Genomic DNA, 19591 nt, shown 5'->3' with positions numbered 1-19591 from the left:
GACGCATAGTGAGTGTGCAAGGAGAGTTTTTTGACTACCATTGGTGTTGTAGATTTTGTAACAAATGATTTTCTAGGTTTTGCCCGTTCTCCCACAATATACTGTGAGGTAAGTAAGCGGTTCCACATCCATTGTCAGCAGTTTCCTAATGAGAAACTAGGGACCCGTGGCTCTCGGCTTATGGTGGGGTCTTCTCCAGTTATAGATGATCTTGAAGTTAAAATAGCAGGATATCACGGAGCCCCGAATGCCTTCTTGGCAAATAGTGGTTATATGGCTAACCTCGGCCTATGCTATCACCTATCGCGATCTAACGATGTGCTTCTGTGGGACGAAGAAGTGCATATGTCTGTAGTGCACAGTCTATCCGTAATTGCTGGCCAACACCATGCCTTTCATCATAATGATCTTGAGCACTTAGAATCACTATTACAATGCTATAGGATAAGCTCTAAGGGAAGGATTTTTATCTTTGTCTCTTCTGTATATTCTTTTAGGGGGACTTTAGCACCGCTTCAGGAAGTGATAGCGCTTTCAAAAAAGTATCACGCTCACTTAGTTGTAGATGAAGCACACGCTATGGGAATTTTCGGAGAAGAGGGAAAAGGATTGTGTCACGCCTTAGGCTATGAAAATTTCTATGCTGTATTGGTTACCTACGGGAAAGCTTTGGGGACGATGGGAGCCTCTTTATTAACGTCATCAGAAGTAAAATATGAGTTAATGCGAAATGCTCCACCCTTGCGTTATTCTACATCTTTATCTCCACACACCCTAATTTCTATAGGTACAGCTTATGATTTCCTTACCTCTGAAGGAGAAAAAGCACGCCAGCAGGTCTTTAAGTTAAAAGAACACTTTAGTGGGTGTTTTGCCTCTCATGCTCCAGGATGTGTACAGCCCATATTTTTAAGACACGCCTGTTTCGAAGAAGTTGTCTCTGCATTAGAGAATGCAGGTATACATGTGGGAGTTGTAGCCTTTGCTAAACATCCTTTCTTGCGCGTCAATCTACATGCTTACAATACCATAGATGAGGTGGACCAGCTGGCTCAAGTTATGAAACCATACTTAGAAAAAAGTAGTCATAGGATCCACGTCAATCATGAATTTCACCTTTGGCGAGAGCTTTGCCAGCATTAAGGCGTGATGTAGCTTTTTATTTACAGGAATCACGTACGTACTCTTAATTAAAAATTGATAGCGGAATGTATCTTTAATTTTAAAATGGCCACAGGGAGTGACTGGCATCAGTTGTTTCGAATTTTCTAACTGCTCTTTTAGGATTGTATAGACCCGGTTTGCTTCTTGCCAGGTCTGTTTGGGGCATTTCCCCATGAAAATACAACGAATAAGACGGATAAAAGGAGGATAGTCGCAGAGTTCACGACCTGTAATTTCCTGACTATAAAAGGCAAAGTAATCCTGACGCATAGCACAATGAATTGTTGGATGGTCAGGAAGAAATGATTGGATAAGGATTTCTCCAGGCAGGTGGCTACGCCCAGACCTTCCTGCTACTTGTGTGATAAGCTGAAAGACTTGCTCTGAAGCTCGGAAATCTGGGATATATAATCCAGAATCTCCATTCAGAATGATCGCGAGCGTGACTGCAGAGAAGTGCATGCCTTTGGCAATCATCTGAGTGCCGATAAGAACATCTGCTTTTCCCGTTGCAAACTGCTTCAGTAAGGTTTCGTGACTTCCCTTGAACTTGGTAGTGTCGGAATCAATACGGATAGTACGTATCTGAGGGAAAATCTGCTGTAGTATTTTTTCTATTTTTTCTGTTCCAGAGCCTCGATATTGCAGCGTCATGGTTCCAAGACATTTTGGGCATGATTGTGGGAGCTCTTTAGGTGAGGAGTTGCATAGATGACAGAGAAGCACATTCGCATATTTATGGAAAGTGAGTACCATATCGCAATGAGGACATTTCAATGTATGCTTGCAAATTGTACAAGAGACATTTGTATGATACCCTCGACGATTAAAGAAAATCAAAACTTGCTCTCCCACTTGCATACGCTCGGCTATTTTCTTCAAAACTGGCTGGGAAAATAGAGTCTTGGCTTTTGACTTTTCCCTCTCTAGGTTCATATTGATCAGAGAAACTTTTGCTGGTTGAGCAGCAGCTCGTGAAAAAAGTTGTGATAGAATGTATTTTCCAGATAGCGCATTGGTATAGCTTTCCAAGCTGGGAGTCGCGCTTCCTAAAACCACAGTAGCGTGTGCGAGTTTGCCTCGCATTACAGCAACATCCCGGGCATGGTAGCAAGGAGGACTTTCAGTTTGTTTATACGCGGGATCATGTTCTTCATCTACAATGATCAGTCCGAGATTCTTCATGGGGCAGAAAAGAGCTGAGCGTGGTCCTATCAGAATACGTAAAGATCCTTCGGAAGCTTGTCGCCACGTGCGACTTTTGTCGCTGTCGCTAAGCTTGTGGTGGAGAACGCCCACGTCCTTGCCAAAGCGAGCTTTAAATAATGTGACTGTTTGTATTGTGAGGGCAATTTCTGGAACAAGAAGAATGGTACTTTTCCCTTGTTTAAGAGCCTTGCTTGTCGCTCGAAGATAGATCTCTGTTTTGCCGCTTCCTGTAATTCCGAAAAGTAAATGCGTATGGAATTGTGATGTTTGTAGCGAAGAAAAAATTTTATCTATGGCGTCTTGCTGTTCAGGATGCAAGGTTTTAGGAGAAGGAAGAAAAAAGGTAAGTCGATTTTCTTGGAGCTCTAACTGAGCTGCGTCCACAACATCAAGAATACCCAGCTTCTCAAGAGAATGGATCGGAGATTGCGATACCTTGGCTTTTTCCATAAGGGAAGATAGACCTAACGGAGACGAATATTGTAGTAGAATTTTTAAAACAGAAGCTTGAGAAGGATGCGAAACTTCTAATTTAGCAAGAAGCTCTCTAATTTTTGCCTTGCTTTGTTTTAAGACAACACGATAGTGCTGCTTGGGCTGAATAACATTTGAAGAAATGCTAGGGAGAAATAGCTTGAGAGTTTTCCCCAAGGGAGCAAAGTAGTACTGGCTGATCCAAAACAATAAATCAAGAAGATCTTGAGGGAGGAAGATTTCTGAATCGGATATTCCTAAGACAGGCAGAATTTTCTTACATTGGGTGGTTGCTTTTATTTGATATACGACCCCAACTTTTTTTGCTCCGCGTAGAGAAACGGTAACAGCGGTTCCTTTGGTAATGTGTTCTAGATTTTCTGGAACGCCATAATCGAGTACCTTGTTAATATTAGAGCCTACGATGACTTCGGCGTATAGGCGAAAGGTAGACGATTCAATATAGCCCATAGATTTCGTTTTAACTGTGAATCTTTTTCATACTCTAGTGAAGAATAGAGGGGAAGAAAGATACACTCATTTTGTGTCAGAGATTGATGATAATCAGTTGTAGGAATTTTATAGCGGATCACATTTAAAGGGGCTAGAGCTAAAAAAAGATCCGAGTTATTTAAAAAGATATTTGTGTTTGGATGAATCAACGTCAACTTTGTAGGAAAAAATTGCTGAGTAAGAATTTTTGCTAGTCTGTTGAAGAAGAGTACTTCTTCATTGTTTTCTTCATAAACAAAAATAGAACAAGGGATCTTCGGAGGAGAAAGAGTGTAATCTTTTAAGGCAAGATACTTCTCTTTTAAAATACGGTCTTTTGAAAGATCTGGATGAAGGGGAACACATTTCCACTCAGAAAATTTAGACTTTTCCTTAGAAAGATTCGTAGGTGAAGGAGGTAGTACTTGAGGCTCCGCATTAGGTAGTTCTATAGCTTTCTTATGTAGGTGTGGGGCACTTATAGAGGCCGCAGTGTTAGGAAGTGTTACGTCCAAGAGAGATGAAATTTTAGGATAGAATTCTTCAGAATAACGATCTAAAAGTTGAGAGACAGTCTCATAAAGATTTTGAGAGTTTTCCATAAATAGCTTATTTTTCTAAAAAGAGGCTTACTTTCTGGTGTCCTTAAAGGAGAAGTTCTCTGTGGACAAGAATTTCTATTCTTATTTTATCCTAAATGAGATAATAGTGTCATCATACTCAACAAATTTATTCGACGTGTTTTTTTTAAGGTGGTGACATGAAATTTTGGTTGCAAGGATGTGCTTTTGTCGGTTGCCTGCTATTGACTTTACCTTGTTGTGCTGCACGAAAGCGTGTTTCTAGAGAAAATCCTCCAGAAACTCGCCCTGCGACAACCACAAATATGAACTGGGAGAGCTATTCAAAAGCTCTTGAACTTTCTAAACAAGACCACAAACCTATATGCCTGTTTTTCACAGGGTCAGACTGGTGTATGTGGTGCATAAAAATGCAACAACAGATTTTGCAAACTACCGATTTTAAGGACTTTGCTCGTAAGCATCTTCATATGGTTGAAGTTGATTTTCCTCAAAAGAATAACCAATCTCAAGAGCAACGACAAAAAAATCAAGAACTGAAAACTCAACATAAAGTTACGGGATTCCCTGAGCTGGTCTTCATAGATCAAGAAGGAAAACAACTCGCTCGCATGGGATTTGAACCTGGTGGTGGAGCTGCTTATGTAACTAGGGTGAAGTCTGCCCTTAAGATGCATTAAGGAGATCTGAAAACGTATCCTTGCATTGAGCCCCTCTTTTGTAAATTCAAGGTGAGAATTTTCTTACAAACCCGTCGATCAAAGTTTTTCAAAACTAGCAAAAATAAACTAGTCGCTTAATCAATTTTTTCAGACTTGTTTTTTTTAGCATTTAAATAATCAGAGATAGTCTTCGCTAATCTCTTTATTATGCTTCTTGGGAGAGGGGCTGCATGGAGAAGACCTGTTGTGGTTAGAGCGAGTTTAGTTCCAACGGTGTTTTCTCTATCAGGATCTAGAAAAGGAGTTGCCACGCAATTTTCCTTTTCAAAGAGGTGGTCGCCAACTGGCTTTCCGTCCTTATCAGAGTTATAAATGAAAATTTCAGGGCAAGGCAGTCTTTCACTAGCCTCTACAGAGTTTATGTTCCAACCTACTAATTTTACAATAGCGGAACCTAGGGGTTTACAAAATTGATTTGCGATATCTGCTAAGGATCGGGGGCCTCGATCTTTTATGGCAATCCACGAGATTTTATCACTGCCATCGGTGATCTCACGATCTAGGGCTGCGGCTTGGACACTTGTCCCCAGAGAATATCCGAAAGCAATGATTTGAGTGGCTTTCGGACCTGTATTTTCATCTCGTAAATAGCGTACGCATGCCTGGTATGACTTAATGAGATTTTCTCGTGTCACGGATCCTTGACTAGACATTACTCCTGGATAATTGAACATAAGAATATTAGAGTGGGTGGCTTTTGCCAGCTCGTGTATAGAGCATTTTTCTTGATTAAATTGGTTTTCTATAGACCCAAGGTTTCCTTGAGAAAAAAGAATCCATCTTTTCGGGAAAGCATTGGGGAGTTTTATAGCCACACTATCGATAAGCAGTTCGTCATATTGCATAACCACACGCTGGACTGCTGAAATTTCATTGAGACTAAGGAGGTCTTTGAGCTTGGAAACATAGACAGCTCTTGTATCCTTCACAGCTTTTTCTGGCATGTGCTGAGATATGAAAGGAGCAGGGTGAATGAGAAATTGACACAATTTCTGAAGTACCCAGAATAACCCCACTGGCAAGAACAAAATGACTGCGATAATAAATTTAACGATGTTCCAGATCACTTCCAAAATCTTAAACAAAGTGGGGTGAGCTCTGCGCCTTTCCCAAGATGCCTGTGCTTTCTTTGAAGAAAACATTATGAGAGAAGGCTGCGGGTCAGTCAATAGTAGTAAATCTTCATAGAAGTTTGTTAGGGTAGGCCTTTGAATCATAGGTGGTTCCTAAATTTTGAAGTGGGCAAAGTATAGGGGAAATACAAGAAAAAGAACATGCATTGTAATTGTTTTAGTTTTTTATAGGAAGACTTGCCAGGATTTCTTCAGAAAGCTTCTTAATTGTATTGTAATTCAGAGGTTCTAGTTCTGGAGCTAGCCTTTAAGACTAGGAGGAGAGTGGTAGGCGTATCGAATTGGGGACATACAATTTTAAGCAGTCAGGAAATAAAAGGAAAAGCATTTTTCATTTGGCTCTAACTTTGTAAAGAAGTTTGAGGCCCAGTGTATAGGCTCAAACTTCAAATGCATTGAGCACAATTAACCGTGAAATCCAAAGATTTTATAAGGTTATTTAAAAAGCCCGTGATCTTGCAATATAGATTGGTTTGCATTTTCCCAATAAAACACACACCCTTGCTTCTCGTGTTCAAGATCTCCGTAATACGGATCTTTGACAGGATTACCAAAATAACTACGTTGTTGTGGGATTCTCAAACCCAGGACTGTAAGGAGTTTTATGATTATCGTTCCAGGAGGGAGGGCAAGGGGGTTGTTCTCGTTTCTTTTAAAGAAGAGGGGGTCCCCATATCGTTTCTTGGTTTTCATTGCCAAAGGGAAGGAAGGTTATTTTATTTAATTCGGGGGAAGAAGCGTGTTGTAGATCCGAAGGTTGAAACAATCGTTTTACGAAATAACGTGCCAAAAGTTCTTTGCTTTCAAAACACATCCACTCTTTATCTCCGTTCTCCTTTTCCATCATTCGAACTCGGTTAATTAGTGTTTCCTCTGTAGAGGAAAACTGCCGATCGTAGGCGAAGTCAAAATGCTTATCCAGATCCTTTTTAGGCCATTTTAAGGAGTCTAAGTCTATGTTTAAGAATGGGATTTTCGCCGATAGTAGGTCTTGTCCAAGCTTGGTTATATTTATAGAGAAGGTAATTTCAGGTGTTTGCCCTTCAGGAGATTTGATTGTCATAATTTGATATTTTTTAGGCAGAGCAAAGAAGGCAGGGGAGACCTCTAAAGCAGCTTTTTTAACTAGCTCAGGATTCTTAGCAAGGACGAGTTCTTCTTGCTTAGTCACATTTACTGGTATGTAGAAACATCGTCTATCAAATTTTACATGTAAAAAGAAGCGAATTGCTAAGGCAATTAAAATAATAGGCAAGAGAAGGAGTGAAAGGATTTTTAAGATTTTTATTAACATAGAAACTTGGGCTGTCTCTTTTCTAGCTATAATAAGTCCAGAGGGACTTGTACTGATAATTCGGGTAACGGTTTCCCCCTCCTAAACAACAATACGAGTCTAATTTACTCATAAGAGCGGTTTGCCAGTTAGGACAAGTTCCAGGAGAAAAACTATAGATTTTCATGAAAACCTCTTGTAAAAGTTTTTAAATTAAAATTTGGCGCAATAAAAAGAGTTGCTCTCAAGAGATGGGGTAGCCAGCCTTTGATTTCTTGATACATCTGCTCTCGAATAAACGGATAGCTTGTCAAAATAGATCTGTAACTGTTCCCCCATTTGAAAAGGCGATGCCCGCAAATATAGAGAGGATTATGAGCGATTAAAAATTTACAGTACTCTTGTTTTCTATTGCTTAGGCGAAGTTTTAAGAGCTTGGAGTAACGTATTTTTACGGTGGAAATAATAGGAAAAAAAACTTACGACTTGTTCTGTTTTGGAAGCTAACGGCACAAATCCCCCCCCCCCCAAGAGGGTGGCAGCTTATCCATAAGGGGATTCCGCCAGTTAGAACGGAATTGAGAGGAAAAATTATGTGTGCTGTTCACAAATTACTTTTTAAACTATAAATTACGACTAAAGAGGAAAAATTCTAAGGTTTCTCTTTTTTTATTTCAATACCAAAGTTTAAAATGTTTATTCTTTGCAAATCTTTGACTGATATATGCGTAGAACTTGAAGAAGAGTCAGAATCTTCGAAAAGAATCAGAGAATAGAGAATAATTTATCGGTTTATAGAAGTAGCGCAAACGCTGTTGCGATTCTCTTTATGAACTTAAAGTTTCACTAGACTTTTTTAAGAGATCCAAAAAATTTCAGAAGCTATATAAAATTTGTCGCATAATTAAAGCATCAGATACTCTGTTTGATGGGATTAGGCAGCTCTTTATAAATTTAGATAGAGTGATTTCAGAGTCTTGGCTTGTAACACAAAGCGGTATTTATACAAACATACTAAGGTAGGGGAAAGAATGACGGTGAAAGCAGAATACTTAGATCATGAAGATTTTTTATACAGGATGAATAAACTTCAGGAACTTTCTATGTTGGGCGTAGCACCTTATCCTTACCAATTTCCAGGAGTTCTTTCATGCGAAGATATTAAAAAAACGTTTGCTAATCAAGATTTAGGGAATAGCGAAGCTGCTATGAGTAGGTCTACTCCTAAAGTCCGTTTTGCTGGGCGTTTGATTCTTTTCCGTGCCATGGGGAAAAATGCTTTCGGACAGATTTTAGACCATAATCAAACCATCCAAGTGATGTTCAACCGCGAGTTTACCTCTGTAAACGGACTTTCTAAAGATGCTGAGATCACTCCGATTAAGTTTATAGAAAAGAAGTTGGATTTAGGAGATATTCTTGGGATTGATGGCTATCTATTCTTCACTCATTCTGGAGAGCTTACGGTTCTTGTAGAGACGGTAACTCTACTTTGTAAATCCCTACTTTCGTTACCCGATAAGCATGCGGGTTTGAGTGATAAAGAAGTCCGCTACCGTAAGCGTTGGTTAGATCTAATTTCCTCAAGAGAGGTTAGCAATACCTTTGTAACAAGAAGTTATATTATCAAGCTCATTCGCCAGTATATGGACGCTCATGGCTTCTTAGAGGTAGAAACTCCTATATTACAAAATATCTATGGAGGTGCAGAAGCTCGGCCCTTCACGACAACAATGGAAGCTTTACACTCTGAAATGTTTTTGAGAATTTCCCTGGAAATCGCCTTGAAGAAAATCCTAGTAGGAGGAGCTCCTCGTATTTATGAACTTGGGAAGGTCTTTAGAAATGAAGGAATTGATAGAACTCATAATCCTGAATTTACGATGATAGAAGCGTATGCTGCTTACATGGATTATCAAGAGGTTATGGTCTTTGTAGAAAATCTTATCGAACATCTTGTTCGTGCTTTAAACCAAAACAATACATCTCTTGTCTATTCTCATTGGAAACACGGTCCTCAAGAGGTGGATTTTAAAGCTCCTTGGATTCGGATGACAATGAAAGAAAGTATCGCGACCTATGCAAATATTGATGTTGACGTTCATAGTGATCACCAGCTTAAGGAAATATTGAAGGCAAAAACGACCTTGCCAGAGACTGCATTTGTGAACGCTTCCCGGGGGATGTTGATCGTTACTTTATTTGATGAACTGGTATCTGATAATTTAATAGCCCCTCACCACATTACAGATCACCCTATAGAGACAACCCCTTTATGTAAAACCCTGCGCTCTGGAGATTCTGCCTTTGTAGAGCGCTTTGAAAGCTTCTGTTTAGGGAAGGAGTTATGTAATGCCTATTCGGAACTGAATGATCCTATTCGTCAAAGACAACTATTAGAGCAACAGTATGCCAAAAAAGAACTACTTTCAGATAGCGAGTGTCATCCTATTGACGAAGAGTTTTTGGAAGCCTTGTGTCAAGGAATGCCTCCTGCAGGAGGATTTGGTATTGGTGTAGATAGGCTTGTTATGATTCTTACAAATGCTGCATCTATACGCGATGTATTGTATTTCCCTGTCATGCGGCGCTTCGATGTGGAGAAGACATAATTTTAAAGAGGTTTTACTTTAGGTCCTGACTTATTGTCTTCGATAAGAAAACCTGCAGCAAGTACCTCATTACGCAAGATGTCTGCCATTGCCCAATTTTTAGCTTTTCGAGCTTCCTCACGTTCTGCAACAAGTTGCATCACTGTTGCTGGAATGGGCACGATTGTGGTTAAAGGAAGGACACCAAGTACACTATCGACTTTCTTAAGAATCTCCAATATGTAGAGAGAATCGGCTTTAGAAAAATTCCCTTGGTCTATCAAACTGTTAATCTCATGAACAAAATCAAAAAGAGATGCAAATCCTGTAGAAACATTTAAATCATTGGCAAGAGCTCCTGAGAAAGCTGAAAGGAATTGATTACTAGAGGTCAAGGTTTTAGGGAGGGGAGATTCCCCAGAGAGAGGAACGTCTTCAAGTCGAGAAACAAAATCTTTTAAGCGACGTAAGGCATGCCTACAGGAAAGAAGAGCTTCTTCTGTAAAATTGAGTTGCATACGGTAATGGCTTTGCAACAGCATATAGCGTACTTCTTGACCAGTAAATCCCTGGTTTAGAAGGTCTCGCAGAGTAAAGAAGTTCCCTAAGCTCTTCGACATTTTCTTCCCATCAATGAGAAGATGTTCTGAATGCAGCCAGTAGCGTACAAAGGGTTTCCCTGATAGAGCTTCAGATTGAGCTATTTCATTTTCATGGTGGGGAAATATATTGTCTACGCCTCCCACATGGATATCCAAAGAGTCTCCAAGAAGTTCCATAGCCATAATCGAACATTCCAAATGCCATCCAGGTCGACCTTTTCCAAAAGGACTTTCCCAATAAATTGTTCCGTCACGTTCTGGATTGTATGCTTTCCAAAGTACAAAATCACTTGGGTTTTCTTTGTCATATTCATCAGTAGAGACACGAGAGGAACAGCGTAAGCTACTAAGATCAAGATGAGAGAGTTTCCCGTAATTTGGAAAGCGGTTAAGAGAAAAGTAAATAGAGGGGTCCTCTTGGCCTACATAGGCGATTCCCTGCTCTAAGAGATTTGTAATTGCTTGGATCATTTGAGGAATGTAATGTGTCGCATGGGGATAAAAATCGGCTTTAGCAATATTTAAAGTATTGAGATCTTCAAAAAAAGCCTCAATATACGGCTCAGTATATTCTTGCAGCGAAATATTTTTTTTGCAGGCTCCTGCTATGGTTTTGTCTTCTACATCAGTAATATTCATCACATGGGTTACAGAATAACCAAAGAATAACAGAGTGCGCTTGAGAACATCTTCGAAAACATACGTTCGGAAGTTCCCTATGTGAGCATAGTCGTAAACCGTAGGACCGCAAGTATACAGTCTTACAGGGGTATGATTAGGGAAGAAAGGTTCTTTTTTTTGAGATGCTGTATTGTAGAAATAGAGACCTTCTATAGGAGAAAATGCCATAACTGTATCACTCTTGACTGAGGAGTTTGTTGCTGCACATACAGAAAGAATTTAACATCAGTCTCTTCCGCTTATGCTAACAAAATAAATTTTCTAGATCCATGATTTTTACTTTCGAAAATCTTGGAAGAGAAAAGATAGCAAATTTCTTTCTTTTCAAAAGAAATAAAAAATCGCATAAATATTCTTAGAGTTTCATATTTATTCATGCAATAGAAGCTAAATTTTTTTTAGTAGCGAAGTTCAACGTTTTTAAGTAGTGTTTTTTATTTCGTTTTAATAAAAAAAAGACTATACAACAAGAGTCGCTAAAAAGATGTTCTAGAGGCATATCTGGCCCGCCCTGAATAGAATAAATTGCACCCTAATCTTAGGAAAGGAGGAGGTAGCCTGTGATCCTGTTACAAAATATCAAACGATGTTCCTTAAAACAGTTGAAGGTCTTAGCTACTCTTTTGTTGAGTGTGAGCTTCCTTAACCTAGAAGCAGCCCAGAACAATGATGCTAATACCATTGTTTGGCACCCGAACTATCAGGAAGCTTTGCAAAAGAGTAAGGAAGCAGAACTTCCTCTCCTTGTTGTTTTTTCTGGTTCCGACTGGAATGGCTCCTGTATGAAAATCTGGAAAGAGGTTTTAGAATCACCAGAATTTATCAAAAGAGTGCGAGGTAAGTTCGTTTGTGTGGAAGTTGATTACCTAAAACATAGACCCCAGGTTGAAGGCATTCGTAAGCAGAATATTGCTTTGAAATCTAAATTCAAAATTAATGAGCTGCCTTGCATCATTTTACTCTCACATGAAGAGAGAGAAATTTATAGAATAGGCTCTTTTGGAAACGAGACAGGCTCCAATTTAGGAGATAGTCTTTGCCATATCGTAGAAAGCGATTCTTTACTAAGAAGGGCGTTCCCAGTTATGGCGTCTCTATCTTTATCAGTACTACAAAGGTATTATCGACTTGCTGAAGAGCTTTCTTATAAAGAATTTCTCAATCATGCTCTTGAACTTGGTGTGCGTAGTGATGACTACTTTTTCTTATCCGAGAAGTTTCGTTTGTTAGTAGAAGTAGGCAAAATGGATTCCGAGGAGTGTCAAAGAATTAAAAAACGCCTTCTCCACAAAGATCCTAAAAATGAAAAGCAAACACATTTTACCGTAGCTCTTATAGAGTTTCAAGAACTGGCAAAAAGATCTCGAACTGGCGTGCGTCAAGACGCCAGCCAGGTAATAGCCCCTTTAGAAAGTTATATTTCTCAATTTGGGCAACAGGATAAGGATAATTTGTGGCGTATAGAAATGATGATCGCTCAATTTTATTTAGACTCCGATCAATGGCATCAAGCTCTGCAACACGCAGAAGTCGCTTTTGAAGCTGCTCCTAACGAGGTGCGTTCGCATATTTCTCGTTCTTTGGAATACATTCGCCACCAGTCGTAGCTTTAGTTTTCCCGAAACGACTCAGCCCCTCTGGGATTTGATTTATAAAATCTTCGAGAAGTTTTGAAAAACTGGGTTGCTGCTTATGTCTCTTCGGGAAAACAACAATTTGACAATTAGGAAGCTGATGGCGGACATGCCGAAATACTTCACGAACGACACGCTTAAAAGAATTTCTTTCATGGGCCTTTCCAAATTTTTTAGACACAGTAATACCAACCCTGCAAATCCCAGGATGCCGAGACGGGACTATGTAGAAAGTCACCTGGCTGCCACGACAACAGAAACCTGATCGCGTAATGTAAAGAAATTGCTTTCTTTTCAAAATACGAGCATGTTTGGGTAAAGTTAATTGGTGCACAAAATACTAAATTACAAATCGACTAGAGCATGTCTGCCGTGGCGGCGACGGCGATTCAAAAGTTTTCTTCCATTTCTTGTGGCCATACGAGCACGGAAACCCACAGAATTGCGGCGTTTCCTTTTACTAGGTTGATAAGTCCGTTTCACAGTGTCTCCCTATAATTCCTAGCCTCATTCACGGTTTACTAGTCTCACTAGAGAGGCTTCGGCCAAATTTTAGAAGATTATATCAATAAAGATCAACAAGAAGACACCAGCTTTCTTCTAACTGATCTAAGAAAATTCGAGAGATGACAGTCTGATATTGTCAAAAAAGCTTCTAGGAGATTAAATTGGTTCCTTGTTGTAACTTAATATGCTTCTCCTTTTTTATGAGAAGTGAAGGTAATATTTTCATGAAAGTTAGTTCATCTGTTAAGGCTGATCCATCTAAGGGGGATAAATTGGTCCGCCGCAAAGGACGCCTTTACGTAATTAATAAGAAAGATCCAAATCGAAAGCAGCGCCAAACAGGACCTGCCCGTAAAAAGTAATTTAAAAAATTTAGGTAAAACGCATGGCGAAAAAATCATCAATAGCAAGAGAAGCTAAGCGTCAACGATTGGTAGAGGCTAATTTTAAAAAACGATCAGACCTTCGTAAAATCGTGAAGAGTTTGTCTGTTAGCAAAGAAGAAAAAGAGAGTGCCCGCATCGCTTTAAATAAAATGAAGAGAGACACCTCTCCTACACGTTTGCATAATAGGTGCTTGTTGACAGGTCGTCCTAGAGGCTACTTAAGAAAGTTTGCTGTCTCTAGAATTTGTTTTAGACAAATGGCTTCTATGGGAGAAATTCCTGGAGTCATTAAAGCTAGTTGGTAGTCTATTCTAGTTAAACCCCAACTCTATTTTAAGAAGAGTGTGGGGTTTTATTTTGTTTCTTTCAAAGCCAGCTGTAGTGCCGCAACATCCTTCACTCGTTTCCAATCTTCCATTCCCTTTTTCCAAACCCAAATTTCTTTTGGATTGATTTTTTCTTTAGAGCAGGATTCTTGATCTTTTAAAAATAAGACTAAACTGTCAAAAGATAGGGGACCTACGTTTTTTCTCTCTTTATCTAAGTAAAACCATTTCTCTGTATCAATAACAATTTCTTTAAGATCTTCCGATGATAATGGTTCGTCTTCCTCTTCTTTGTTTTTACCTTCGAAGCTTTTTTTTAGATCATCAAAAAGATTGGAGTTATCAAAAGGGTTACCTTGGGCCTGTTCTAAAGTATTGTTTTGACGAGAAGGAAGAAGAAGAAGAACAATTAGACCGATAAATCCAAAAAATGCTCCCGCAAAAAACCAGCCAATCGGGTTTCGGTTTTTTTTATCTGCTATGTAGGCAGATAAACAACCTAGAATCACATAAAATAATAAAATCGAAATAGGAAGCATAAAGCCTAGCGTACCTGCAAGATTAGTAGACCGTCACTAACACTTATTATTCCCACAGTGTTGCATTTCTCGCTAGAGAAATAGGGTAAGTTTGGAAAGGAAAATACAAAACAAAATTTAAATTTCAGAGGAGTAGTTGCAACAAGGACGATTTTGGCTTTTTTCTGATACATTGTTCTAGGGAGAAGGAAGAATAAAGAGAAAATTAAGCTTGCAGAGTTTAAAATTTCTAAAACAAAAAACTAACGTTTAGTGTTACGATTATTTTTCTTTGCTCCCAAAAAGCTGCAAGGGAACCCGTAAGTCATGTAAAGTAACTAGAAATAGGGTCTAATGAATGTAGCATATTAACCGCTGGACTATTAGATTGTCACTAACACTTATTATTTCCACGGTGTTATATTTCTCTAGAGAAGAAATAGAGCGCATTGGAGGAGGAAAAATGGAAAAACAAAATTTAAAATTAGATGTCAAAGAGATTGAGTTTCCTGAAACAGTATTCAGCCGTGATATCGAAACTCGTGTTATCCAAGTAATTATTTTGCATTGTTTAGCAAAAATTAATGGTGTTTCCCTCCTTGGAGGAAATCTAATAGATGCTCTATTTGGCAGAGATATCGAAAGAATGAAGGGAATCTATGTAGAACAAGATTCGAAAAACCATTTAGTCAAAGTTCGTGTTGAAGTAAATGTAGATTACGGTGTTTCTATACCAGAAAAAACAGAAGAAATCCAAGGCTGTATTGTTTCGGAAATTTCAGAGTATACAGGACTTCACGTGGCTGCTGTGCACGTGGTTATCAAGGGATTGACACAACCAAAAGATCCTATTGATGAAGAAAGTGAAGAAGAAGTATTAGTTCAAGATCTTCCTTCACCCGAAGATTTCTTGATGGAGAATTCCGAAGGATAAGCCTATTCAGACTTGTTGAAAGCTTTTTGCCTTGTAAGAAGCTCTTCGATATCTTTCCTAGTTAGCCCAGGAATAGCTTCCAGCTCTTCCTGGGAGCTACGCATTACTTGTTCCCAGCTTTTGAATTTCTGCAATAATCGTTTTCGTTTTACCTCCCCAATTCCAGGGATTTTTTCTTGTATAAGCAAAGCCCTGCCTCTTTTTTTTCTGTGTTTACTAATCGCAAACCGATGCGCTTCATCACGAAGGATTTGAAAGAAATGTAATAAATTAGAAGTTGGAGGAAGTGAAAGACCTTCTGGAAAGGTTTCGCAGAAAATTTTCTCTTTATTTAACCCTCGACTGTGATTACTTTTTTCTTTTGCTATAGTAACGACTTGGATTCCAGTAAGGTTGAGGGTTTGGAGTGTTTTTTTTGTCTTGTTATAGTGAGTCTTTCCTCCATCAATCACAATCATATCAGGAAGAGCGGTGGTCAATGAATGAAACCTTCTTAAGAGCACTTCTTCTAATAGAGCTAAGTCATTCTTAGTCTTTTCAGAATCAATGGAGAACGTGCGGTATTGCTTGGGCTCGAACCCACTATTTTCAAATACAATGTACACTCCGATAGCATGAGCGCCTTGCATATGGGCATTATCGTAGCATTCTATGCGGTAAGGATACTGTGATGTTCGCAGTACTTGTTGGAATTCTTGGTAGGGAAGAGTTGATGAAGAGGTTGTAGTTGCTGCATACGTCTTGGCATTTTGATATGCAAGATTGAGAAGTCCTTTTCCATATCCTGTTTTTGGAGAACGTAAGCGGGGGGGAGCATCTGCATTCAGTAAGGAAGCGAGAGTTGGAAATTCTAAAGGAAGAGGTAGTAAAATTTCTTTGGGAAGATGAGGCTGGTTAACATAGTATTGTAAAATAAAGGAGGAGAGGAAGTCTTGATCTTCTTGAGCATTTTCAAAGAAAGAGAAATGGCGGGCTCCAAGAAGTTTTCCTGAGCGGACGGCAAGAATCGTTAAAATAGTCCTTTGTTTATGCCTGTAAAGACCAAGCGCGTCAATATTTTGGAAATGAAACTTTTCAACTTGCTGCTTTGCCATTGCCTGCTTAATTAATGACAAAGTGCGGTAGTAATTAGCTGCTTGCTCAAACTCCAAGTTATCAGAGGCCTTCTGAACAGCTTTTTCTAAATTCTTGACAACTTCTTCGATCTTTCCTTTGAGAAAGAGAATCGCCTTTTCTAAGGTTCCTTGATATTCTTCGCGCGTGCAGCGTCCCACACAAGGAGCAAGGCAACGCTTCATGTCATAAAGAATGCAGGGCCGCTTCCTTAAGGCAAACTCTCGATTTGAACAGGTTCTAAGAGGAAACCATTGACTAATGACCTCTAAAAGTGTGTGACAAGCTTCAGCACTTACATAAGGACCAAAAATCAATTGTCGTTGTGAAGAGGTGATCCCTTTGGTACGAACCGCTTCCACTTTTGGCCACGAATGGGAGAGGGAAATTGCAAGGCAGAAAAAGGTTTTATCATCTTTGAGCAACACATTGTATTTTGGATGGTACTGCTTAATTAAATTGTTTTCTAAAAGAAGAGCCTCAGTTTCATTTGAAACGACAATAGTTTCAATAGTCGCGGTCTTTTTTAGAAGAAATGGGATTCGTTCTCGAGAGTCCCCCTTCTCATGAAAATATGATGCTAAGCGATTTTTGAGATTTTTAGCTTTGCCAATATAGAGGACTTGACCCTGGATATCCTTCATCAAGTAGACTCCAGGAGAGGCAGGAATGAGTTTGAGAGAAAAATCCTCAATGCGCATAACTAGAATAACGTAAGCTGTTGCATCTTATCTTGAACAGGAGAGGTAATCGATTCTGGGCCCTCTAATTGTCTTAAGATCTGCTGAGCTCTCGATACCACACAAAGGGGAAAGCCAGCAAGCCTGGCAACATGAATGCCAAAACTTTTTTGTGAGTGTCCCTTAAGAATCTCATATAAGAAAACAGGTTGCCCCGCTTTATCTTTAACACCAGCATGAAAATTTTCTACGTGAGGGCAATGATTTTCCAAAGTAGTCAACTCTTTATAATGAGTTGCAAAGAGCGTTTTAGCCTTCTTTTTATCAGTAAAAAGAAGATATTCTACAACTGCTTGAGCAATGGCAAGGCCATCATAAGTACTTGTACCTCTTCCTACCTCATCTAAAATTACTAGGGAGCGGTCGGTCGCATTGTGAAGGATATTGGCAGTTTCAGCCATTTCTACCATGAAAGTAGACATTCCTTTTGAGAGGTTATCTCCAGCGCCTATCCTAGTAAAGATTTTATCAATAACTCCGATGTGGGCTGACTTTGCAGGGATATAGGATCCCATTTGAGCCATAATCACCAAAAGAGCTACCTGACGGATATACGTAGATTTCCCCGCCATGTTAGGCCCAGTAAGTAGGATCATCCGGGTTTGTGAGCCACGCATTTCAGTGTCATTGGGAATAAATTTCCCAGTATCTAAAAGAGTTTTTGCTACAGGATGGCAGCCGCGATAAATACATAAGGCATCGCTTGTATCTAAACGAGGACGACAATAGCCTTGGGTATCTGCGAGCTCCGCAAGAGAAATTATATAGTCTAGATCTGCTAGATTTTGAGATAGAGTCAAGATCTCTGTACGTAATTGTAGGATTTGTGAGCAAAGATCTTTGAAGAATTGGGTTTCTAAAGATTGAAGTTTATCAGAAATGTTGGACATATCATCTTGGAACTGTTGCAGCTCAACAGTAGTAAACCTTTCTGCATGTAGTCGTGATTGCCGACGGATGAACTCTTTAGGAAGCCGAGGAGCAAGGTCGCTGTTCACTTCAATGTAATATCCTAAAGCCTGAGCAAAACAGACTTTGAGTTTCTTGATTCCTGTTTCCTTACGAATACGTTCTTGGTATTCCCAAAGCCATTCTTGAGAATGTCCTTGATTGTGGCGTAGACGTTTTAAATCATCGTGGAAATCATCTACAAAGACATTTCCTTCCGAGACACGGAAAGGAAGGTCCCCATGTAATGCTGTTGAAAGCAGCTCGATTAATGAGGATAATTCCGCACCTAAGGAACATGTATTTACAAAAAATTCGGGAAGATTAGAAGATGCAAGTTGTTCATAGATTTGAGCTCCTGCACAAAAGGAATCTCTAAGCATACCGATATCTCTAGGTCCCGCCCATCCTGTCGTTACCTTGGTCATCAGACGTTCGATATCACGTACTTGACAAAGATACGTTTTGATATTTTTCCTCAATGTCACTTGTCGAAAGAAAAATTCTACAGCATCTTGGCGTACAAGGATCTCTTTAGGATTGTAGAAAGGGCTGACTAAAATTTGACGTAAGAGTCTTCCTCCCATAGGTGTATTTGTATGATCCATAATACGCAAGAGAGAATTTTTCCCCTGAGGATCATTAAGGGGGGCTAGGAGTTCTAGATTAATTTGGGATGACGTATCTATTAACAACTTCTGCTGTTTTCCACGGGTTTTAGGAATCGCAATGTGTTTTGTAGGTAATAAGAGTTTATCTTGGATATAAGAGAGAAGACCTCCAGCAGCGTTGATCGCTGGGACCAAACCTTTCAGGCCAAACCCATCTAGAGAGGCTACCCGAAAATGAGTTGTAAGTTTTTGAGAGGCGAACTTATGTTCGAAGGCCCAGTCTGCATATGTGGATAAGGTAAGCTTAAGGTGTTGTTGTAGCTGCATTACAACAGAGGTTTCTTTATTGTAAAATTTACTATATGAGAGCACCTCAGAGGGGGAAAGACGACAGATCTCGTCAACAAGCTCCTTAGTATTATCACATTCTTCAATAAGGAAAGATCCTGTAGAAAGGTCTAAACAAGCAAAACCGAAAAGAGATCCTACACGATTGATAGCAACAATATAGTTATTGGATTTTTCATGGAGCAGCGAGGAGGCAAGTAAAGTACCAGGGGTAACAAACCTTTGAATATCTCGGGCCATCGGACCCGTTTTTTTACTCTCTTTTTCTTTTGAACACTCATCGAATTGTTCCGCAATAGCAACTTTGAATCCCTTGCTAATAAGGCGATCGACATAGGTATCGACTGTAGCGTGAGGGATCCCACTCATAGGAATCCCCTGTCTTTGTGTTAGAGTAAGTTCCAAATGTTGAGATAAAAGAACAGCATCGTCATAAAAAGCTTCGTAAAAGTCTCCCATCCGAAATAAAAGTACAGACTCTCCAGCTTTTTCTTTGCACTGATGCCATTGTTCCATCATGGGGGTAGGTTTTTTTTCCGTCATAACTTATTCGCAATGTACGTTATTGTTTCTGTATTACCAGTAGGATTTAAAATGCATTTAG

The 19591-nt window shown here is 39.4% G+C and carries 19 protein-coding genes; 7 read left to right on the top strand and 12 right to left on the bottom strand.

What is annotated here, in order from left to right:
• The first annotated feature begins 30 nt into the window (after positions 1-30).
• On the top strand, positions 31-1143 hold the full coding sequence (locus CMV32_RS01725; protein ID WP_100934207.1) for an aminotransferase class I/II-fold pyridoxal phosphate-dependent enzyme: 1113 nt from the start codon (positions 31-33) through the stop codon (positions 1141-1143).
• Here the strand turns inward: CMV32_RS01725 and priA are convergent.
• Both priA and CMV32_RS01715 read right to left on the bottom strand, forming a co-directional pair.
• Positions 1072-3318 carry a primosomal protein N' gene (gene priA / locus CMV32_RS01720; protein WP_100934206.1) on the bottom strand — a complete coding sequence of 749 codons (2247 nt, stop codon included), beginning with the start codon at positions 3316-3318 and terminating at the stop codon, positions 1072-1074. The genes CMV32_RS01725 and priA overlap by 72 nt on opposite strands.
• A complete protein-coding gene (locus CMV32_RS01715) occupies positions 3267-3941 on the bottom strand; it encodes a hypothetical protein (protein WP_100934205.1) in 675 nt (224 codons plus the stop codon). The genes priA and CMV32_RS01715 overlap by 52 nt, the downstream gene beginning before the upstream one ends.
• Before the next feature lie 158 nt (positions 3942-4099).
• Between CMV32_RS01715 and dsbH the strand changes: the two genes are divergently transcribed.
• The gene (gene dsbH / locus CMV32_RS01710; protein WP_100934204.1) at positions 4100-4600 is read left to right on the top strand and encodes a disulfide reductase DsbH; all 501 of its coding nucleotides are present in this window, start codon (positions 4100-4102) and stop codon (positions 4598-4600) included.
• Between the two features lie 116 nt (positions 4601-4716).
• Here the strand turns inward: dsbH and CMV32_RS01705 are convergent, their stop codons facing one another.
• The 4 genes from CMV32_RS01705 to CMV32_RS05455 form a co-directional block, all read right to left on the bottom strand.
• The gene (locus CMV32_RS01705; RefSeq protein WP_100934203.1) at positions 4717-5859 is read right to left on the bottom strand and encodes a CPn0927/CPn0928 family alpha/beta hydrolase fold protein; all 1143 of its coding nucleotides are present in this window, start codon (positions 5857-5859) and stop codon (positions 4717-4719) included.
• A gap of 351 nt (positions 5860-6210) precedes the next feature.
• Positions 6211-6468: a hypothetical protein gene (locus CMV32_RS05460; protein WP_100934202.1), complete on the bottom strand. Its 258-nt coding sequence runs from the start codon at positions 6466-6468 to the stop codon at positions 6211-6213.
• Complete coding sequence (locus tag CMV32_RS01695; protein ID WP_239923137.1) at positions 6428-7099, bottom strand: DUF648 domain-containing protein; 672 nt, start codon at positions 7097-7099, stop codon at positions 6428-6430. Before CMV32_RS01695 ends, CMV32_RS05460 begins: the two co-directional genes overlap by 41 nt.
• Positions 7092-7235: a hypothetical protein gene (locus CMV32_RS05455; RefSeq protein WP_192940629.1), complete on the bottom strand. Its 144-nt coding sequence runs from the start codon at positions 7233-7235 to the stop codon at positions 7092-7094. The genes CMV32_RS01695 and CMV32_RS05455 overlap by 8 nt, the downstream gene beginning before the upstream one ends.
• Positions 7236-8079: 844 nt before the next feature.
• Here CMV32_RS05455 and lysS point away from each other — a divergent pair.
• Complete coding sequence (gene lysS, locus CMV32_RS01690) at positions 8080-9660, top strand: lysine--tRNA ligase (RefSeq protein WP_100934201.1); 1581 nt, start codon at positions 8080-8082, stop codon at positions 9658-9660.
• Positions 9661-9662: 2 nt separating this feature from the next.
• Here lysS and cysS read toward each other — a convergent pair whose 3' ends face one another.
• A complete protein-coding gene (cysS, locus tag CMV32_RS01685; RefSeq protein ID WP_100934200.1) occupies positions 9663-11090 on the bottom strand; it encodes a cysteine--tRNA ligase in 1428 nt (475 codons plus the stop codon).
• Between the two features lie 392 nt (positions 11091-11482).
• On the opposite strand from cysS, the gene CMV32_RS01680 reads away from it, so the two are divergent.
• Entirely contained in the window at positions 11483-12529 is a 1047-nt protein-coding gene (locus CMV32_RS01680; protein WP_100934199.1) for a thioredoxin family protein, read from the top strand.
• On the opposite strand, the gene rnpA is transcribed toward CMV32_RS01680, so the two are convergent.
• The gene (gene rnpA / locus CMV32_RS01675; RefSeq protein ID WP_100934198.1) at positions 12471-12890 is read right to left on the bottom strand and encodes a ribonuclease P protein component; all 420 of its coding nucleotides are present in this window, start codon (positions 12888-12890) and stop codon (positions 12471-12473) included. The genes CMV32_RS01680 and rnpA overlap by 59 nt on opposite strands.
• Before the next feature lie 11 nt (positions 12891-12901).
• On the bottom strand, positions 12902-13039 hold the full coding sequence (rpmH, locus tag CMV32_RS01670) for a 50S ribosomal protein L34 (RefSeq protein WP_100934197.1): 138 nt from the start codon (positions 13037-13039) through the stop codon (positions 12902-12904).
• Between the two features lie 248 nt (positions 13040-13287).
• On the opposite strand from rpmH, the gene rpmJ reads away from it, so the two are divergent.
• The gene (rpmJ, locus tag CMV32_RS01665) at positions 13288-13425 is read left to right on the top strand and encodes a 50S ribosomal protein L36 (RefSeq protein ID WP_100934351.1); all 138 of its coding nucleotides are present in this window, start codon (positions 13288-13290) and stop codon (positions 13423-13425) included.
• A gap of 23 nt (positions 13426-13448) precedes the next feature.
• Positions 13449-13754, top strand: coding sequence for a 30S ribosomal protein S14 (gene rpsN / locus CMV32_RS01660; protein WP_100934196.1), 306 nt, complete (start codon positions 13449-13451; stop codon positions 13752-13754).
• 47 nt (positions 13755-13801) lie between these two features.
• Here the strand turns inward: rpsN and CMV32_RS01655 are convergent, their stop codons facing one another.
• Positions 13802-14314, bottom strand: coding sequence for a DUF4339 domain-containing protein (locus CMV32_RS01655; RefSeq protein ID WP_100934195.1), 513 nt, complete (start codon positions 14312-14314; stop codon positions 13802-13804).
• Positions 14315-14756: 442 nt separating this feature from the next.
• On the opposite strand from CMV32_RS01655, the gene CMV32_RS01650 reads away from it, so the two are divergent.
• Positions 14757-15227 carry an Asp23/Gls24 family envelope stress response protein gene (locus CMV32_RS01650; protein WP_100934350.1) on the top strand — a complete coding sequence of 157 codons (471 nt, stop codon included), beginning with the start codon at positions 14757-14759 and terminating at the stop codon, positions 15225-15227.
• A gap of 2 nt (positions 15228-15229) precedes the next feature.
• On the opposite strand, the gene uvrC is transcribed toward CMV32_RS01650, so the two are convergent.
• On the bottom strand, positions 15230-17041 hold the full coding sequence (gene uvrC, locus CMV32_RS01645; RefSeq protein ID WP_100934194.1) for an excinuclease ABC subunit UvrC: 1812 nt from the start codon (positions 17039-17041) through the stop codon (positions 15230-15232).
• Positions 17042-17043: 2 nt separating this feature from the next.
• Positions 17044-19530 (bottom strand): DNA mismatch repair protein MutS, encoded by a 2487-nt coding sequence (gene mutS / locus CMV32_RS01640; protein ID WP_100934193.1) that lies wholly within the window; start codon positions 19528-19530, stop codon positions 17044-17046.
• Positions 19531-19591 lie beyond the last annotated feature (61 nt).

The organism is Candidatus Chlamydia corallus (assembly GCF_002817655.1).
In the GTDB taxonomy this organism is placed as follows: Bacteria; Chlamydiota; Chlamydiia; order Chlamydiales; family Chlamydiaceae; genus Chlamydia; species Chlamydia corallus.
The sequence above is the reverse complement of the archived record's forward strand: the minus strand, read 5'-3'. Positions and strand labels throughout refer to the sequence as shown.

Excerpts from the sequence above, each read along its gene's own strand:
- priA (WP_100934206.1), bottom strand. The coding sequence starts at position 3,318 with ATGGGCTATATTGAATCGTCTACCTTTCGCCTATACGCCGAAGTCATC.
- CMV32_RS01715 (WP_100934205.1), bottom strand. The coding sequence starts at position 3,941 with ATGGAAAACTCTCAAAATCTTTATGAGACTGTCTCTCAACTTTTAGAT.
- dsbH (WP_100934204.1), top strand. The coding sequence starts at position 4,100 with ATGAAATTTTGGTTGCAAGGATGTGCTTTTGTCGGTTGCCTGCTATTG.
- CMV32_RS01705 (WP_100934203.1), bottom strand. The coding sequence starts at position 5,859 with ATGATTCAAAGGCCTACCCTAACAAACTTCTATGAAGATTTACTACTA.
- CMV32_RS05460 (WP_100934202.1), bottom strand. The coding sequence starts at position 6,468 with ATGAAAACCAAGAAACGATATGGGGACCCCCTCTTCTTTAAAAGAAAC.
- CMV32_RS05455 (WP_192940629.1), bottom strand. The coding sequence starts at position 7,235 with ATGAAAATCTATAGTTTTTCTCCTGGAACTTGTCCTAACTGGCAAACC.
- lysS (WP_100934201.1), top strand. The coding sequence starts at position 8,080 with ATGACGGTGAAAGCAGAATACTTAGATCATGAAGATTTTTTATACAGG.
- cysS (WP_100934200.1), bottom strand. The coding sequence starts at position 11,090 with ATGGCATTTTCTCCTATAGAAGGTCTCTATTTCTACAATACAGCATCT.
- rpmJ (WP_100934351.1), top strand. The coding sequence starts at position 13,288 with ATGAAAGTTAGTTCATCTGTTAAGGCTGATCCATCTAAGGGGGATAAA.
- rpsN (WP_100934196.1), top strand. The coding sequence starts at position 13,449 with ATGGCGAAAAAATCATCAATAGCAAGAGAAGCTAAGCGTCAACGATTG.
- CMV32_RS01655 (WP_100934195.1), bottom strand. The coding sequence starts at position 14,314 with ATGCTTCCTATTTCGATTTTATTATTTTATGTGATTCTAGGTTGTTTA.
- CMV32_RS01650 (WP_100934350.1), top strand. The coding sequence starts at position 14,757 with ATGGAAAAACAAAATTTAAAATTAGATGTCAAAGAGATTGAGTTTCCT.
- uvrC (WP_100934194.1), bottom strand. The coding sequence starts at position 17,041 with ATGCGCATTGAGGATTTTTCTCTCAAACTCATTCCTGCCTCTCCTGGA.
- mutS (WP_100934193.1), bottom strand. The coding sequence starts at position 19,530 with ATGACGGAAAAAAAACCTACCCCCATGATGGAACAATGGCATCAGTGC.